The 16,070-nt window shown below is 59.3% G+C and carries 15 protein-coding genes; all 15 read left to right on the top strand.

Going from position 1 to position 16,070, the window contains the following annotated elements; translation table 11 throughout:
* Nucleotides 1-9 precede the first annotated feature (9 nt).
* Entirely contained in the window at nucleotides 10-1,176 is a 1,167-nt protein-coding gene (locus GPA27_RS04555) for a 2-hydroxyacyl-CoA dehydratase subunit D (RefSeq protein ID WP_050417924.1), read from the top strand.
* Nucleotides 1,177-1,197: 21 nt separating this feature from the next.
* On the top strand, nucleotides 1,198-2,007 hold the full coding sequence (locus tag GPA27_RS04550; RefSeq protein WP_050417923.1) for an acyl-CoA dehydratase activase: 810 nt from the start codon (nucleotides 1,198-1,200) through the stop codon (nucleotides 2,005-2,007).
* 3 nt (nucleotides 2,008-2,010) lie between these two features.
* On the top strand, nucleotides 2,011-2,832 hold the full coding sequence (locus GPA27_RS04545) for an acyl-CoA dehydratase activase (RefSeq protein ID WP_050417922.1): 822 nt from the start codon (nucleotides 2,011-2,013) through the stop codon (nucleotides 2,830-2,832).
* Between the two features lie 621 nt (nucleotides 2,833-3,453).
* Nucleotides 3,454-4,296: an amidohydrolase family protein gene (locus GPA27_RS04540; protein WP_050417921.1), complete on the top strand. Its 843-nt coding sequence runs from the start codon at nucleotides 3,454-3,456 to the stop codon at nucleotides 4,294-4,296.
* 13 nt (nucleotides 4,297-4,309) lie between these two features.
* Nucleotides 4,310-5,506 carry a thiolase family protein gene (locus tag GPA27_RS04535; RefSeq protein WP_050417920.1) on the top strand — a complete coding sequence of 399 codons (1,197 nt, stop codon included), beginning with the start codon at nucleotides 4,310-4,312 and terminating at the stop codon, nucleotides 5,504-5,506.
* 10 nt (nucleotides 5,507-5,516) lie between these two features.
* Nucleotides 5,517-6,287: an enoyl-CoA hydratase/isomerase family protein gene (locus tag GPA27_RS04530; protein WP_050417919.1), complete on the top strand. Its 771-nt coding sequence runs from the start codon at nucleotides 5,517-5,519 to the stop codon at nucleotides 6,285-6,287.
* A gap of 12 nt (nucleotides 6,288-6,299) precedes the next feature.
* The gene (locus tag GPA27_RS04525) at nucleotides 6,300-7,163 is read left to right on the top strand and encodes a 3-hydroxyacyl-CoA dehydrogenase family protein (RefSeq protein WP_050417918.1); all 864 of its coding nucleotides are present in this window, start codon (nucleotides 6,300-6,302) and stop codon (nucleotides 7,161-7,163) included.
* A gap of 85 nt (nucleotides 7,164-7,248) precedes the next feature.
* Nucleotides 7,249-8,316 carry a 6-hydroxycyclohex-1-ene-1-carbonyl-CoA dehydrogenase gene (gene had, locus GPA27_RS04520; RefSeq protein ID WP_050417917.1) on the top strand — a complete coding sequence of 356 codons (1,068 nt, stop codon included), beginning with the start codon at nucleotides 7,249-7,251 and terminating at the stop codon, nucleotides 8,314-8,316.
* A gap of 24 nt (nucleotides 8,317-8,340) precedes the next feature.
* Nucleotides 8,341-9,477, top strand: coding sequence for a 6-oxocyclohex-1-ene-1-carbonyl-CoA hydratase (gene oah, locus GPA27_RS04515; protein ID WP_050417916.1), 1,137 nt, complete (start codon nucleotides 8,341-8,343; stop codon nucleotides 9,475-9,477).
* A 13-nt stretch (nucleotides 9,478-9,490) separates the two neighbouring features.
* Nucleotides 9,491-10,261 (top strand): cyclohexa-1,5-dienecarbonyl-CoA hydratase, encoded by a 771-nt coding sequence (locus tag GPA27_RS04510; protein WP_050417915.1) that lies wholly within the window; start codon nucleotides 9,491-9,493, stop codon nucleotides 10,259-10,261.
* 230 nt (nucleotides 10,262-10,491) lie between these two features.
* Nucleotides 10,492-10,917 carry a hypothetical protein gene (locus GPA27_RS04505; RefSeq protein WP_174718469.1) on the top strand — a complete coding sequence of 142 codons (426 nt, stop codon included), beginning with the start codon at nucleotides 10,492-10,494 and terminating at the stop codon, nucleotides 10,915-10,917.
* Nucleotides 10,895-11,134 carry a YfhL family 4Fe-4S dicluster ferredoxin gene (locus GPA27_RS04500; protein WP_083447106.1) on the top strand — a complete coding sequence of 80 codons (240 nt, stop codon included), beginning with the start codon at nucleotides 10,895-10,897 and terminating at the stop codon, nucleotides 11,132-11,134. Before GPA27_RS04505 ends, GPA27_RS04500 begins: the two co-directional genes overlap by 23 nt.
* Nucleotides 11,135-11,336: 202 nt before the next feature.
* Nucleotides 11,337-13,244, top strand: a complete 1,908-nt coding sequence (locus GPA27_RS04495; RefSeq protein ID WP_083447105.1) for a 2-oxoacid:acceptor oxidoreductase subunit alpha — start codon at nucleotides 11,337-11,339, stop codon at nucleotides 13,242-13,244.
* 40 nt (nucleotides 13,245-13,284) lie between these two features.
* Nucleotides 13,285-14,310 carry a 2-oxoacid:ferredoxin oxidoreductase subunit beta gene (locus GPA27_RS04490; RefSeq protein ID WP_050417913.1) on the top strand — a complete coding sequence of 342 codons (1,026 nt, stop codon included), beginning with the start codon at nucleotides 13,285-13,287 and terminating at the stop codon, nucleotides 14,308-14,310.
* Nucleotides 14,311-14,468: 158 nt separating this feature from the next.
* Entirely contained in the window at nucleotides 14,469-15,605 is a 1,137-nt protein-coding gene (locus tag GPA27_RS04485; RefSeq protein ID WP_050417912.1) for an acyl-CoA dehydrogenase family protein, read from the top strand.
* Nucleotides 15,606-16,070 lie beyond the last annotated feature (465 nt).

Raw genomic sequence — 16,070 nt, 5'->3', positions numbered from 1 at the left:
GAGTAGTCAATGGCAAAGAAATACTTCACCGGTTGGGAGGGTAAGCCTCTCAAAGAAATCTTCGACCTCTGTCGTGAGTTGGTCGAGGATCCCGCATATCCCACGGTCAAAGCCTGGCGTGCAGACGGCGGCCGTGTCATCGGTCACTTTCAGGTGTATTTCCCGGAAGAGATCGCGCACGCCGCTGGATTATTGCCCGTACGCATCCGCGGTGCGCAGACAGATGGTAATGAATCCGAGTCTCATTTCGGTTCATATCTGTGCTCTATCATCAAGACTTCCCTCGATATTGCGCTTACAAGGGACATTGAGCTGGATCTGTTTGTTACCCACCCGATCTGCGATGCGGCACGCAACCTCGCACCGATTTGGGGGCGAAATTTCGACTACAAATGCCAGATTTTGTACTTGCCGCAGAACCCGAACTCAAAGCATTCGAAGAGCTATCTCGCGAATGAATACAGACGCTTGCTTGGAGATATCGAATCGGTCGCTGGGCGCAAAGTTACTGAACAGGAACTGCGCGCATCGATCAATCTCTATAACCATTCGCGCCGTCTCATGCGCGACCTCTACGTCATTCGCAAGAATCAACCATGGCTCTTGGGTGCGGATGAGTCGATGGCGCTAGTCGGCCTGGCAGGTATCCTGCCGCGGTCTGAATTTGTCGAATTGTTGGAAGCGGTTATTCCGATGATCAAAGATCGGTCGGCGAGTCGGCAGGACAAAATGCGGGTCGTGCTTGAGGGGGGATTCTGCGAAACCCCGCCGTTCGACCTGCTTCAAACCATCACGCGCTCATGCTATGTCGTGGATGACGACGTCTTTATCGGGCTTCGTTTCATTGTCGAAGACGTGGTCGACTCAGGTGATGCTCTTGCCGATTTGGCTGATGCATATATCGATCGCTCGTCCTATAGCCCGGTACAGCACGATCAGCGCAAGCCGAAGGAGCACATGCTTCTAGAACGCGTGCGCAACGCTGATGCTGAAACGGTGATCCTTGCTTCGGCCAAGATGTGCGAGCCAGGTCTAGAGGAACAGGTCGCCTATTCGAAGGCGTTGGAGGAGGCTAAAATCCCCTATTTCATTTCAGAATTCGAGGAGAATCAGAATACCTTCGACCAGTTGGCGATCCAACTAGAGACCTTCGTTGAAAACATCATGTTCGATTGATCGCAGACGGGAGAAACAAGCATGAAATACACAGGTGGCGTGGACGTCGGTTCCACCCAGACCAAGGCGGTTATCCTAAACGAGGATCAGGAAATTGTTGGCCGGGCCCTGATCTTTACAGGTGCCGATGTCATCCAGGCAGCACATAACGCCTTTGATCAGGCGCTTGCCAGTGCGAAGCTTAAGCGGTCGCACGTGGGGTATGTGATCGGGACCGGGTATGGCCGCTACAAGGTAACCTTCGGTGATCGCCAGGTAACCGAAATCTCGTGCCACGGACGCGGGGCGTCCCACATGTTTCCGGGTACGCAGACGGTGATTGACATGGGGGGGCAGGACACCAAGGCGATCCGGGTGGCCCCCAATGGGGAGATTACTGATTTTTGCATGAACGACAAATGCGCGGCTGGTACCGGGCGGTTTTTGGGTGCCGCGGCCGATGCGTTACGCATTCCGCTTGGAGAGCTAGGTCAGGTTTCGCTCAAGTCCGAGAAGCCTGTCCGCATCTCCACCACGTGTACTGTTTTTGCCGAAGCCGAGGTCTTGTCATGGCTGGGAAAAGGCAAGAAGGTGGAAGACATTCTGTGGGGCGTGCATCAGTCTATCGCCGCACGTGCCATCGGCTTGCTGCGCCGCGTAGGCATTGCCTCCGAGATCACCTTCACTGGTGGGGTGGCCAAAAATGTCGGCATGATCAAGGCGCTGGAGGAAAAGCTCGAAATGAAACTGAACGTCAGCGACGACAGCCATTTCATGGGGGCACTGGGGGCTGCGCTCTTTGCCCTCGGCAGTTTGCAGGCCGGCGAGAAGTCGGCGACACAGGAGGCTTGAACTATGGTCTATACGATTGGTGTGGATATCGGTTCCACGTATATAAAAGGGCTCGTGCTGGACGAAGACTCGAATGTTGTAGCCCGTCATATGAGGCCGACAGGCGCCGATCTGCAGGGAACTGCGGAACTGGTGGTCAACGAGACGGCCGAGCAAGCAAAGATCAATAAGCGCGATCTGGCCTATTGCATTACCACTGGTTATGGTCGCTATCAGTATTCCGGTCGGGACTTGCAGGTTACAGATTTGACCGCCACGGCCCGGGGTGCGGTTTTTCTGTTTCCTGAGACGCGTACAGTGCTTGACATTGGTGGCCAGACCATGAAGGCGAGTCGCCTTGACGGTTTTCATAAGGTTCGAACCTTTCGCCTGAACGACAAGTGCGCATCGGGTACCGGCATGTTTCTTGAAAAGACCGTGCGTTATATGGGCTATGACACGGCCGGCATCGACGGACTATTGAACAGCGCCAAGGAAGCTGCCTCCATTTCCGGGGTTTGTACCGTGTTTGCCGAGTCGGAGGTTATCAATCACCTGAGCAACAGCGTGCCGCCCGAAGACATCATGTACGGCGCGGGCATGTCGCTGACCAAGCGCAGTGTGCAGTTGCTGAAGCGTATCAATGTTGAGCCTCAAATTACCTTGGTCGGTGGAATTATGCGCTGGGGCGTGATGGCCAAGGCGATTCGCGATGAGCTCAATTTGGACGCGAACGTCGCGCCAGGTGACATGCCGCAGTTTACCGCCGCGCTGGGTTGCGCCATCCTTGGTCACATTCGTGTGAAGAAGCTGAGAGGTTCCGGTGCCGATCGCCGAGCGGCGTAAAAAGGTTCTTGTTGTCCGTCACGCGGACGACGGGAGCCGGCTTGGTGGGTGCCACGCACCCACGGGCAATGTTCTCGGCTGTCGTTTGTCTGTAGATGTTGGGCTCAAGGAGCAGGGCTGGGAATGGCGTTGTAACGCTAATGGATCCCAGCTGCGTCAGATCACTGATTCTTACCTGGAACTAGGTTTCGAGGTTCGAACGAAGCCGCTCGATCTTAGGGCCTTAAGCGAAAACTGTGCAGGATGTAAAGAAGTGCTCGGCGATTCTGTAGCTGTGTTCGTTAAGCAGGCGAGGTGACGCGCAGTTTCGTTGTTCTTGGGTTTGTTTCATTGCCCGCTGAAGTGGAGAATCCGACCTTGGTCCGCCGCCGTAGCGGAGCTGGAACCTGCTACGGCGAGCAGTTCCGACGGGAGGGGGCGCACGTGGTTGAGCGCATCGTTAGGTGTTGTAATAAAAATGGGACTGTACGTTGACAAGACAAACCGACTGTATAGTATACGCAAGAAGGCATTGGCGGCGAGCACTTTAGCCTCGTGCATGCGGGGGATGACGTTGACCTGCCGAACGGACGAGCGTGTCCGTCGATAACGAAATTGCTGCCGGTTACCGAGGGAGAAAACATGGCAATCGATTTTCACTGCAATCTGTTCACGTCGGAAGCCATTGATAAGTGGTGGTATGGACAGCCGGAAATGCTACGACTCATCAAGTGGTGGCGGATGGAAGAGCGCATCCAGGGCAAGTCCGTCGGCGAGTTCATTGCCATGATGGATGAGGCAGGTCTCGACAAGGCGTTCATACCCGCGATCCGCATGATGTCCTATCAGAAAAAGACCATGGTCTGGGACATCACTGAGGAGGAAGTGCATGCCGTAGTCAGTCAATATCCGGATCGCCTGGTAGGCCTGTGCGGGTTCAATCCCCTGCAGAAATTGGAAAGCGTACGCAGGGTGGAGCGGGCCGTGAAGGAGTTCGGGTTCAAGGGCGTCTACATCCATACTTACGGCTTTGGCATTCCTCTGAACGATCGCCTCTACTACCCCTTGTACGCCAAATGCGTCGAGCTGGGTATTCCGGTGTCCATGCAGGTGGGTCATTCGGCCGAGCATATGCCGAACGAATTGGGGCGTCCGATCTACCTGGACATCGTCGCGCTTGATTTTCCCGAGCTGAAGCTGATCGGCGCCCATACGGGATGGCCTTGGACGGAGGAGATGATCTCGCTCGCCTGGAAGCACGAGAACGTCTATCTGGGCATCGATGCACACCATCCCAAATATCTCGAGCCCACCCTGATCCACTTCATGAAGACCCGCGGCCAGAACAAGGTCATCTACGGGACGAATTACCCGGCCGTCCTGCATAGCGAGTCCATTGCATGCATCAAGAACGACCTCGGTCTGAGCGAAAAGGTGGCGCAGAAGATCCTGCACGGGAACGCTGCGGCCGTGTATGGGCTGTAGCCGGAAACCGGAAATGACGACCAGCGAAAACGATATTGTTGCAATCAGCGCCGCTCGCACGCCGCTTGGCAGTTTTGGCGGCAGCTTGCGCGAAGTTCCTGTATGGGAACTGGGTGCGATCGCTATTCGGGCGGCTCTCGAGCGTGCCGCACTGCCCTCCGATCAGATTGACCAGTTGATCTTTGCCAACTGCCGGCAGGCCGGAAATGGTCCCAATCCTGCGCGCACCGCGGCGGTGAAGGGCGGCATCCCGGTTGAAGCGCCTTCCTTCACAGTCAATATGGCCTGCCCCTCAGGCATGAAATCCGTGATGCTCGCCGCCCAGGAGCTTGGCAGCGGTAATGCTCGATTCATTGTCGCCGGGGGCATGGAATCGATGAGCACCATGCCGTACTTGCTGAAGAACGTCCGCTGGGAAGGGTTCAAGCTCGGTGACAAGACCCTGCTTGACGGTTGGGCGGATACGCTCGATCCCTTGTGCGGCTTTGGCATGGGCATGACGGCGGAGAATCTTGTGGCCAAGTACGGCATCACCCGCGAGGAAATGGACGAGTTTGCGCTCGCCTCGCACGATGGAGCGGCCAAGGCGCGGCGCGGCGGGCTCACCGCGAGCGAGATCGTTCCTGTGACGTTGCCGGCGACACGAAGCCAGGACGAAATGACGCTTTTCCTTGACGAGGCGATTCGGCCAGACACCAGCTTGGAGAGCTTGGCGAAGCTCAAACCGGTCTTCAAGAAAGATGGCAGCGTGACGGCAGGCAACGCCTGCAGCATGGGCGATGGCGCTTGCGCAATCGTGCTGACCACGCGCGCTATGGCCAAATTCCTGGGACGCCCGCCCATGTTTTCCCTGGTGGCGTCGGCGCAGACTGCAGTAGAGCCTGCTCACATGGGCGATGGGCCCGGTCTTGCGATTCCCATGGTGTTGAAGAAGGCAGGCATGACGCTGAGCGACATTGACTTCATTGAGGTCAACGAGGCATTCGCTGCGCAGATGCTCGCGAACGAGCGCGTGCTCCGCTGGGACCGAGCCAAGGTTAACGTGTACGGGGGGGCGATTGCACTCAGCCACCCGACAGGTATGTCCGGTGCACGGCTGTTAATGACGCTCGGCAACATATTGCAGCGCGAGAACGGCGAATTGGGCGTAGCGTCGATCTGCGGTGGCGGCGGGGTCACCACAGCCATCGTGATCCGCCGCGAATCTTGATGGGACGGCCATGGCAAACGAAATCGTGCTGAAAAAGCGAAGCGACGGAATCGCGATCGTGACGCTCAATCGCCCTGAGGCCATGAACGCCATCAATCGCGCGATGGTGCGCAAGCTGCGCGATGCGATTCGGGACGTGGAGAGCGACGAGGCTGTCGATGTGATCATCGTCGCTGGCTCGGGCGGCAAGGCTTTTTGTGTCGGCATCGACCTCAAGGAGCGCCAGACCCTGAGCGACGAGGAAGCCGCCGTCTTGCGCCTCGAAGAGATGTTCCCGATGTACAGCGAGTTTGAGGCCAAGCGCAAACCGTCCATCGCCGTGGTCGATGGCCATTGCTTGGCCGGGGGTTTCGAAATCGCACTGGCCTGCGACCTGATATTCGCCACGCCGCGCTCGACCTTCGGTTTGCCTGAGGTGAAATGGGGTTTGATCCCAGCGGCGGGGGGGTGCCGCAAGCTGCCGAAGTTGATCGGCGCTGCGCGAGCTAAGGAACTGATTCTGACCGCATCCACCTTCGACGCGGTCGCGGCGGAGCGAATGGGGGTGATTAACCGTATCGTCTCCGGCGAGGAACTGATGCCGCAGGCGCTGGAAATGGCGCAATGCATCCGGGGCAACGTCCAAGTGGCCGTCCGGGGTGCCAAGCGCTGCATGGATCATGCGCTCGATATGGAGCATTCCGAGTCGTTCGATATCGACATATCCAATGGTTGCTACGCAGCGAAGGAACGCAAGGAAGGCGTCTCCCAATTTGCCGGGCGCAAGCCGGCGCACTCTTGAGAGAATAAGGTCATGGAAAAGATCGCGGTCATCGGGGCAGGGGCCATGGGGCGGCAGATAGCGCTGCAGTGCGCACTCAGCGGCCTGAAAACGGTACTCAACGACAGCCGCAAGGAAAGTCTGGAGCAGGCGGCGGACTTCGTTCGAGAGCATTTGGACAAGCGCGTCGCCAAGGGGCGCATCAGCAGCGAGCAGAGGGCTACGGCGCTCGGCAATCTCGATTTGGCGCCGGACTTGGCCGCTGCCGCCGATGCTGATCTGATAATCGAAGCCATCGTCGAAAAATTCGAACCGAAGGCTGAACTGTTCCGCACACTCGATCGACTTTGTCCGCCGCAGACGATTTTCGGCACCAACAGCTCGAATATCCGGGGCTCACGCTTGGCAGGAGTCACCGCGCGACCGCAGCGAGTGCTTAACATACATTTCTTCAACCCGGCACTCGTGATGGAACTAGTGGAGGTCGTAGTGCATCCCGCTGTGCCGGCAGAGATCATTGAAGAGGTGCTAGCGTTTTGCCGCAGCATCGGAAAGACCCCGGTGGTGCTGCGCAAGGAAATCCCGGGGTTCATCGTCAACCGCATCTTCCGGGCGCTGACGCGTGAGGCGGTCAGCCTCTACGAGGAGGGTTACGCCTCGGCCGAGGACATCGATCTTGCCGTGACCAAGGGGCTTGGGCACCCGATGGGGCCCCTGCGCCTGCTCGATACGACCGGAATCGACGTGTCGTATCTGGCACGTATGGATGAATACGAAGAGACCAGCGTCGAATCGGCCAAACCTAACCGCCTTCTGAAGGAGATGTACGAGCGTGGCGAGTGGGGGAAGAAGTCCGGGAAGGGTTTCTACATCTACGGGGACGACAAAGCAAAGTAATCGCGGCGCGCCCGTGAGGGGAAGCGGGCTGTGTTTTTTTGGGATATTCAACATCCTAGCCAACTAGTATTTGTGGAGGTCTTTCATGGCGATTCAAGCATATCGCTGGGTGATGAAGGCGGTCGGCCAGCCTATGGAACGGGAATTGTTCGACCCGGGCGCTCCTGGACCGGGCGAGGTCGTTATCGAAGTGGCGGGCTGCGGCGTCTGTCACACCGATCTCGGTTTCTACTACGATGGGGTACGCACAAATCATCCGCTGCCATTGACGCTTGGCCATGAAATCAGCGGCCATGTGGTGGCGGCCGGTAAGGGCGCCGACGAGTGGATGCGTCGCGCGGTCATCGTGCCGGCGATGTTCCAATGCGGCGAGTGCGATCCCTGCAAACGTGGCAAGGGCACTCTCTGTAGCAACGAAAGGATGCCTGGCAACGATATCGATGGAGGCTTCGCCACGCATATCCGGGTGCCAGCTCGAGGTCTCGTGCCGGTCGACGAGTCGCGACTGCGCGATGTCGGGCTGTCGCTGGCATCGGTGGCCGTGGTCGCGGATGCTGTGACGACGCCGTACCAGGCAGTGCTGCAATCTGGCTTGGGGCCGGGCGACATAGCTATCGTCAACGGCGTCGGTGGGGTAGGGGGTTATTGCGTACAGATTGCCCGCGCGATGGGTGCGACAGTCGTCGCGATCGATGTCGATCCGGCCAAGCTGAAAATGATTGCCGATTACGGTGCCGCCCTAACCCTGAACGCCCGGGAAGTCGACAGCCGCGAACAGAAGAAGCGCATCGCGGCGTTTGCGCGGGAGCGCGGATTGCGCCCCATCGAATGGACCATCTTCGAGTGCTCGGGCACGCGCGCCGGCCAGGAAAGCGCCTTCAGCCTGCTGGTGCGCGGCGGCACCCTCTGCGTGGTTGGCTTCACCCTGGACAAGGTCGAAGTGCGGCTTTCCAATTTCATGGCACTGCATGCCCGCGCGCTCGGCAACTGGGGATGCCTGCTCAAGAACTACGCCCCTGCCCTCGACCTTGTGCTGGAGGACAAGGTGAAGATCGCGCCGTTCGTGGAGGAGTTGCCCCTGGACCTGATCAACGAGGTCTTCCAGGCGGCACACGACCGCCGCTTGGTGCGCCGCGCAGTGCTGGTTCCCTAGACGAATGCTATTCGAGAATCGACCATGAGAAGCGTTACTGACCAGATTGCGCGCCACAGGGCACCCAGGCAGTTGACCGATCACGGGGTGGCTCCCGACGTCGTAGTGCCGGGCGTCGCCTATGAAAAACGCCCGGCGAGAACGCCGCGCGGCGACCTGGCCCAGGGTATCTACCACGCCTGGATCACCATCGACAATCAGGCGCAGTTCAACTCCTACAGCGTCGACATGCTCAAGGGCATCCAGTGGGCGTTGAAGACAGCCAGCAACGCTCGGGATGTCGTCAGCGTCGTCCTGACAGGCGCGGGCAGCAAAGCGTTCTGCACCGGCGGCAACGCGACGGATTTTGCCCGCTACTACGCCCGCAACCCGCAGGAATTCCGCCAATTCATGCGCCTGTTCAATGATACGGTGTCGGCGGTCATGGTGTGCGAGAAACCTGTGATTTGCCGGGTGAACGGCATGCGCACCGGCGGCGCTCAGGAACTGGGATTGGCCTGCGACTTCACCATCGCCCAGGACTTGGCCTTGTTCGGACTCGCCGGTCCGAAGCACGGGGGAGCGATGATCGGCGGGGCGACGGACTTCCTGCCGGTGATGATCGGTGCGGAAGCCGCACTCGCGGTAGGCACGCTATGCGAGTCCCTCTCGGCCCACAAGGCGCGCCGCCTCGGCATGATCACTGCCGTGGTGCCGGCCCTCAAGGTGGACGGCAATTTCGTACCCAATCCGTTGGTGGTCACCGACCGTTGCGTCGACGAGTTCGGAGAATTGGTACTGGGCGAGCCGAAGACTGGCGAGGCGCTCCTGCAGGGAAAGGCGCTTCTCGCTCTCGGCGAGGTTGACCTGAGCCTGCTCGATGCCAAGGTCGAAGAACTGTGCGCCAAGTTCGTGACCATGTTCCCGGATAGCCTGACCAAGAGCCTCGAAGCCCTGCGCAAACCCAAGATCGAGGCCTGGAACCGCAACAAGGAAGACAACCGCGCCTGGCTCGCTTTGAACATGATGACCGAAGCCTGCGCCGGTTTTCGCGCTTTTGCCGAAGGTAGCAAGGAAGCAGGGCGCGAAATCGATTTCGTGGCTCTGCGGCAGGCCCTTGCCAAGGGCGCCCCCTGGACGCCTGATCTGATCGACAACTTGATGCCCCACACTAGAAACTGAGGAGACCCCAGAGATGACCGACACACCGCTTGAAGTCCGGCTCGACCGCGGCGCGAAGCTGCTGCGGCTTCGGCTCAACCGTCCTAAAGCTAATATTGTCGATGCTCAAATGATCGCAGCGCTCAGTCAGGCGCTCGACGCGCATGCCGAGGACCGCAATCTGTCGGCGGTGCTGCTCGAGCATGCTGGGCCGCACTTCAGCTTCGGCGCGAGCATCGAGGAGCATTTCCCCGATCAGATGACAGGAATGCTCGCTGTACTTCACGGCCTAATCAAGCGAATGCTCGATTTCCCGCGCCCGATACTGGTCGCGGTGCGCGGCCAGTGTCTGGGTGGGGGAATGGAGGTCGCCCTTGCGGGCAGTCTGATCTTCGCGGCAGAGGATGCAATATTCGGTCAGCCTGAAATCAAGTTGGGTTTCTTTGCACCTGCCGCCAGTTGTCTTCTCCCCGAGCGCATCGGCCAGGGCGCTGCCGACGATTTGCTGTTCTCCGGGCGCAGCGTTTCAGCGCCAGAGGCGATGCGGCTCGGGCTCGTCAACTGCGTGGCAGAAGACCCAGTGGCTGCCGCGGTCGCCTATTTTGATGAACATCTGGCCGGGCTCAGCACCAACGCACTTCGCTTCGCCGTCAAGGCGGCGCGCGGGGCTATGACACGCCGTGTGATGGAACGCCTCGACGAACTCGAAAAGATATGTGGGCAAGACCTCATCAATAGCGTTGATGCGCTTGAAGGTTTGCTCGCGTTTCAGGAAAAGCGGCCTCCGCGTTGGAAAAATCGCTAACACGTGTTGAGCGAAGATGACGACCCGCGCAGCACGGAAATTGGGCGTGATGTTATCCCGTAAATATGTCAGGTGACTGCATCGAATCAGAGGATCTATTTCGGTTCGACAAGAGTCGACTTACTCATTCATTCATTGATGTAATCGGCTTTAACAGGGTGTTAATTTAATGTATTTCGCAGCATCGATGCTGATTGTGCGGTTGATATAATTACGTCCGCATTACGAGCTTGATTATTCCGACGCGCGGCATCGACCACGGACAGAACGCCTTGTTCAGCTACGTAAATATCGAAGGCCGAATTGGCCCTGACCATCCGTTGCGCCGGATCAAGACGCTGGGCGGTCCGGTATGTGATCGCTCGACGTTCAGCGCCAATCTCGATCGACTCCTCAAGGAGAGCGTGATGCGCGAGTTGTTCGGTGGCGTGGTGGTGGTCGCCGAATTGGCCGAACTGATGTCGGAAGATCATTTCAGCCCCGACGGTTCGTTGCTGCGGGCGTGGGCTTCGCACAAGAGTCTGACGGCGCGTGATGTCTCGGACGAGCCGCCTGGACCGGACGCCACGTCTCGGAGTCGGTTGTTTTTTGCAAGAAGCCGCAACACGCGGCGCCTTTTTGAGAGAGGGATGCATGGCCTTGTTGATTACAGATGAGTGCACTAGTTGCGGTGCCTGCCAAACGGAATGCCCGAACGAGGCGATTACTCAAGGAAATGATATTTATGTGATCGCCCCGAATTTGTGCACAGAATGTGTAGGTCATTTTGACGAGTCGCAATGCGTCCACGTCTGTCCGGTAGACTCGATTGTTGCGGACCCCGATCACGTCGAAACGAAGGCTGAACTGCGTGCGAAAGCGGCTCGATTGTAAGCAGTGGGATCGACATTCGCCAAGTTCCGTACTTCACGGGCGGTTTTTGGTGCTCGAGGCAAGAGAGGGGTTCGCTAAGTCAGTAGGTTGAACGAAGATCAAGGCAGGTACGCTTCAAGCAGCTGATAGGCAATCAAAATGGCGGAAGGGACGCCGCGAGTGCGCGGTGACACAGGTCGTCGCTTCGACCGAGGAGGAATGTATGTCCGAGCTGGAGCATGTATTCGTAAATGAGCGGGAAAATAAGGCGGTGCGCGGCGACGCCATGTCAGGGACGGAGCGACTGCGCGAGCGTGTCGTCGAGACGCTCGACAGCGTCGTGATCCGCTTCGTCGGCGACTCCGGTGACGGCATGCAGCTGACAGGCTCGGAGTTTTCGCGAGCGGTCGCGAAAGCCGGCCACGGCTTCGCGACGCATCCCGATTACCCGTCGGAGATTCGTGCTCCGACCGGAACGGTGTTCGGCGTGTCCGGCTACCAGATTCAGTATGGTGCGGGCCAGGTGTTCACATCGGGGGACGCGCCCGACGCGCTGGTCGCAATGAATCCGGCGGCGCTGAGGACGAACATTTCCGACGTCAAGCACGGTGGCATCGTCATCGTTAACGTCGGCGCCTTCACCGACGCGAGCCTAGTAAAGGCCGGCTATACCTCTAATCCGCTCGAGGACGGCAGCCTCGACGGCTACCGCATATTCCACATCGATATCTCGGCACTGACCGCCGCGGCGCTGCGGGACTCGGGGCTGTCGAAGAAGGAGGTCGCGCGCTGCAAGAACTATTTCGCGCTCGGCCTGATGCTGTGCCTTTATGGCCGGTCGATCGAGGACGAAATCGACGATATCCACCAAAAGTTCGCGAAGACCCCCCAATTTGCCGACGCGAACGTTGAGGCGCTGCGTGCCGGCTTCGCGTATGCGGACGCCGCCGAGATCTTCGCCGCGAGCTACCATGTGCGCGAAGCGGCCGCCGAGCCCGGCGTCTATCGGAGCATCACTGGCAACCACGCTGCGGCGCTCGGCTTCGTCGCCGCATCTGAGCTCTCAGGCGTGGGGCTCTTCCTCGGCTCGTACCCGATCACGCCGGCGACCGACATCCTGCACGAACTGTCGGCGCTGAAGCATTTCGACGTCACGACATTCCAGGCCGAGGACGAAATCGCCGGCATTTGCTCGACGATCGGTGCGGCCTATGGTGGCGCGCTCGCCCTGACGACGACCTCCGGTCCGGGCATGGCGCTGAAGACCGAGGCGTTGGGCCTCGCAGTGATGCTCGAGCTACCGTTGGTGATCGTCAACGTGCAGCGCGGCGGTCCCTCGACCGGTTTGCCGACGAAGATCGAACAATCGGACCTGCTGCAGGCGGTCTACGGGCGCAACGGCGAGTGCCCGATTCCGGTCATCTCCGCGCGCTCGCCCTCCGACTGCTTCGACTGCGCGCTCGAGGCTTTCCGCATCGCCGTCAAATACATGACGCCGGTGATCCTGCTGACCGATGGCGGCATTGCGAATGCGGCCGAGCCGTGGCGCATCCCCGATGTGGCCCGTCTGCCGAAACTCGAAGTGCGCTATCGCACCGATGCGGAAGGTTTCCAGCCGTATGCGCGCGACGAGAATCTGGCGCGTGCCTGGGTGCTGCCGGGCACGCGCGGGATGGAACATCGCGTCGGCGGCCTCGAAAAGGACTTCCTGTCGGGCAACATCTCGCACGACCCGATGAATCACCAACGCATGGTTGCGGTGCGCGCAGCGAAAGTCGCGCGTACTGCGCAGGATATCCCGCCGACACGCGTCGAGGGGCCGGCGAGCGGCGAGCTCCTCGTCGTTGGCTGGGGCAGCACCTACGGCACGATCGCGCAGGCGCGCGAAATAGCCGAGGCCGACGGGCGCTCGGTCGCGCACGTGCATCTGCGCCATTTGCACCCGCTGCCGCCGGACTTGGGCGAGGTGCTGGCGCGCTACAAGACAGTCCTGGTACCGGAACTAAATATGGGGCAACTCTCGAAGCTGCTGCGGGAGCAGTTCCTGCGCGACGTCGTGCCGCTCACCAAGGTGCAGGGCAAGCCCTTCAAGGTCAGCGAAGTCCACGACCGCATCCTCGAACTGAGCTGAGGTGCGCCGCGTCCCCATGCTCCCCTTACAGGAAAACATCATGAATGACCTGTCCGTACCTGTCGCACTGACGAAAAAAGACTTCGAATCGAACCAGGACGTGCGCTGGTGCCCTGGCTGTGGCGACTACTCGATCCTCGCGCAGGTCCAGAAGCTGCTGCCGACGCTCGGCATCCCGCGCGAGAACTTCGCGTTCATCTCCGGTATCGGTTGCTCGAGCCGCTTCCCCTACTACATGGAAACCTACGGGATACACAGCATCCACGGCCGCGCACCAGCGATCGCGAGCGGCCTGAAGCTCACCCGGCCCGAGCTGTCGGTATGGGTCGTCACCGGTGACGGGGACGCGCTCGCGATCGGCGGGAATCACTTCATTCACGCGATGCGCCGCAACGTCGACCTGAAGGTGATTCTTCTCAATAACCGCATTTACGGGCTGACAAAGGGACAATACTCGCCGACGTCCGAGTTCGGCAAGAGGACGAAGAGCACGCCGCTCGGCAGCATCGACCGGCCGTTCTCCCCAGTGTCGCTCGCGCTCGGCGCGGGCGCGACGTTCGTCGCACGCACCGTCGACAGCGATCAGCCGCATCTCGCGTCGGTGCTTGCGCGCGCCGCCGTGCACAAGGGCACCGCGTTCGTCGAGGTGCTGCAGAACTGCATCGTGTTCAACGACGGCGCGCACAATGCGCTGACCGAGAAGGCCACGCGCGACGACGCACGGCTCATGCTCGAGCACGGTAAGCCGCTCGTGTTCGGGAAAAATCGCGATCAGGGTATCAGGCTCGCCGGCATGGCTCCGGAGGTTATCAAGCTCGGCGACGGCGCGGTGAGCGAGGCGGAGCTCGTCGTCCATGACGAGCATGCGATGCACAGCGGGCTCGCATTCTTCCTGTCGCAGTTCGAGTCCCCGGAGCTGCCTGTGCCGCTCGGCGTGTTCCGCGCAGTGCGTCAACCGACTTGCGACGAGCTGAACGCGCATCTGCATGAAGCTACGCGCGAAGCGAAGGGGCGCGGGCGGCTCGCGGATCTGCTACACGGCGGCGACACATGGACGATCGTCTGACGAGTTCAAGCTAGACGAAGGTAGAGGGCGATCCTGACAGTATATGAGACCGATGATTGCGAGACCCCCGTGGCCCTTGGACAATATGAATTTTGGCGAGCGGTGACTTCGCTATGTATCCGGGGCGAACCGACTGGCGCAACGGTGGAGGTGTTGAAATGATTCTCAACGAGGAGCAATCGTTCATCCGTGAAACAGCTCGAAAAATAGCGCGCGACCGCTTGGCGCCCACTGCGGCTATGCGCGACCGTAATTGCCGTTTTCCTGCTGAGGAACTCGCCGAGTTAGGAACATTGGGCTTCATGGGCATGGTGGTGCCACGGGAGTGGGACGGTGCGGAAACCGATTATGTCTCTTATGTGGCGGCAATCATGGAAATTGCTGCCGGCGACGGTCCGATTTCGACCATCATGGGCGAACACACATCGGTATGCTGCCTGCCGGTGCTCACCTATGGTACGGACGAGCAGAAGAACCGCTTCCTTCGTCCTATGGCGCGTGGGGAGATGATTGGCTGTTTCTGCCTGACGGAGCCAGAAGCAGGATCCGACCCGGCCTCCATGAAGACGCTAGCGCGCAAGGATGGCCGTTCGGGGTATGTCATCTCGGGTACCAAGCAATTCATCACCTCGGGGCGGAATGCGAGCGTGGGCATTGTCTTCGCTGTTACCGACCCAACCGCCGGCAAGAAGGGAATTTCTGCCTTCGTTGTGCCCACCAATACCCCGGGGTGGACCGTGACCCGCGTTGAGGAAAAGATGGGCCAGCGCTCGTCCGATACATGCTCCCTCACATTCGATGACATGTGGGTTTCGGCCGATAGCCTCTTGGGCAGAGAAGGCGAAGGGCTGCGAGTTGCGTTCTCCCACCTTGACGGCGGGCGTCTTGGCATCGCGGCCCAGTCGGTGGGTATGGGGCGTGCGGCGTTTGAGCACGCCTTGGGTTATGCCAAGGAACGCCGGCAATTCGGCAAACTCCTCATCGAGCATCAGGCAGTTGCATTCCGCCTCGCCGATATGGCCACGCGGCTCGAAGCGGCTGAGCAGTTGGTGCTACACGTCGCGGCCATGCGTGACGCCGGATTACCCTGCGTCAAAGAAGCATCGATGGCGAAGGTGCTCGCGAGCGAAACGGCTGAGCGGGTCTGCTCGGATGCGATCCAGACCTTGGGAGGATACGGCTACCTGGCTGATTTTCCACTCGAGCGGATCTACCGGGATGTTCGAGTTTGTCAGATATACGAGGGCACTGGAGACATGCAGCGATTGGTCATTGCACGTGCCCTAACGGGATAAAGAGCGAGGAAACAACAATGGTCCGTCTGCTGGGATAAATTAATTTGCGTTTCTCAAGCCCCGGCATCGGTTATCGAATTGATGGAGTTGTCTTTCATTCGGCGATTTCTGATGCAGTTAAACGCTTAGTGAAGTTCTGCATTGCGCTCGGGAAAGTACCGGGTGATCCTGAGCAAGGAAATATCCGGTTTCATCGTGAATCGCATATTTCGTGATCTGATCCGCGAGGCCTCGAGTCTCTGAGAGAAGGAGGCGCATGCATCGGCCGACGATGTCGATCTCGACGTGGTCAGGGGACTAGGGTGTCAAATATGCCATTGGGATTCAGAAGAAATTGATGTTTCCTACTTGGCGCGAATGAATGCAACGAAACCGGTCTTACTTCGGCCAAGCCCAACCGATCGGCAAGGAGATGTACGCGGGGCGGTTGGGGTAAGAAGTCTGGCAAAGGATTCTGAACGTAAG

The sequence above is a fragment of the Aromatoleum toluolicum genome (assembly GCF_012911005.2).
In the GTDB taxonomy this organism is placed as follows: Bacteria; Pseudomonadota; Gammaproteobacteria; order Burkholderiales; family Rhodocyclaceae; genus Aromatoleum; species Aromatoleum toluolicum.
Note: the sequence above shows the minus strand (reverse complement) of the source record. Positions and strands in the feature narration are given on the sequence as shown.

Excerpts from the sequence above, each read along its gene's own strand:
- GPA27_RS04540 (WP_050417921.1), top strand. The coding sequence starts at position 3,454 with ATGGCAATCGATTTTCACTGCAATCTGTTCACGTCGGAAGCCATTGAT.
- GPA27_RS04530 (WP_050417919.1), top strand. The coding sequence starts at position 5,517 with ATGGCAAACGAAATCGTGCTGAAAAAGCGAAGCGACGGAATCGCGATC.
- GPA27_RS04495 (WP_083447105.1), top strand. The coding sequence starts at position 11,337 with ATGTCCGAGCTGGAGCATGTATTCGTAAATGAGCGGGAAAATAAGGCG.
- GPA27_RS04525 (WP_050417918.1), top strand. The coding sequence starts at position 6,300 with ATGGAAAAGATCGCGGTCATCGGGGCAGGGGCCATGGGGCGGCAGATA.
- GPA27_RS04535 (WP_050417920.1), top strand. The coding sequence starts at position 4,310 with ATGACGACCAGCGAAAACGATATTGTTGCAATCAGCGCCGCTCGCACG.
- GPA27_RS04500 (WP_083447106.1), top strand. The coding sequence starts at position 10,895 with ATGGCCTTGTTGATTACAGATGAGTGCACTAGTTGCGGTGCCTGCCAA.
- GPA27_RS04490 (WP_050417913.1), top strand. The coding sequence starts at position 13,285 with ATGAATGACCTGTCCGTACCTGTCGCACTGACGAAAAAAGACTTCGAA.
- GPA27_RS04485 (WP_050417912.1), top strand. The coding sequence starts at position 14,469 with ATGATTCTCAACGAGGAGCAATCGTTCATCCGTGAAACAGCTCGAAAA.
- oah (WP_050417916.1), top strand. The coding sequence starts at position 8,341 with ATGAGAAGCGTTACTGACCAGATTGCGCGCCACAGGGCACCCAGGCAG.
- GPA27_RS04545 (WP_050417922.1), top strand. The coding sequence starts at position 2,011 with ATGGTCTATACGATTGGTGTGGATATCGGTTCCACGTATATAAAAGGG.
- GPA27_RS04555 (WP_050417924.1), top strand. The coding sequence starts at position 10 with ATGGCAAAGAAATACTTCACCGGTTGGGAGGGTAAGCCTCTCAAAGAA.
- GPA27_RS04510 (WP_050417915.1), top strand. The coding sequence starts at position 9,491 with ATGACCGACACACCGCTTGAAGTCCGGCTCGACCGCGGCGCGAAGCTG.
- had (WP_050417917.1), top strand. The coding sequence starts at position 7,249 with ATGGCGATTCAAGCATATCGCTGGGTGATGAAGGCGGTCGGCCAGCCT.
- GPA27_RS04550 (WP_050417923.1), top strand. The coding sequence starts at position 1,198 with ATGAAATACACAGGTGGCGTGGACGTCGGTTCCACCCAGACCAAGGCG.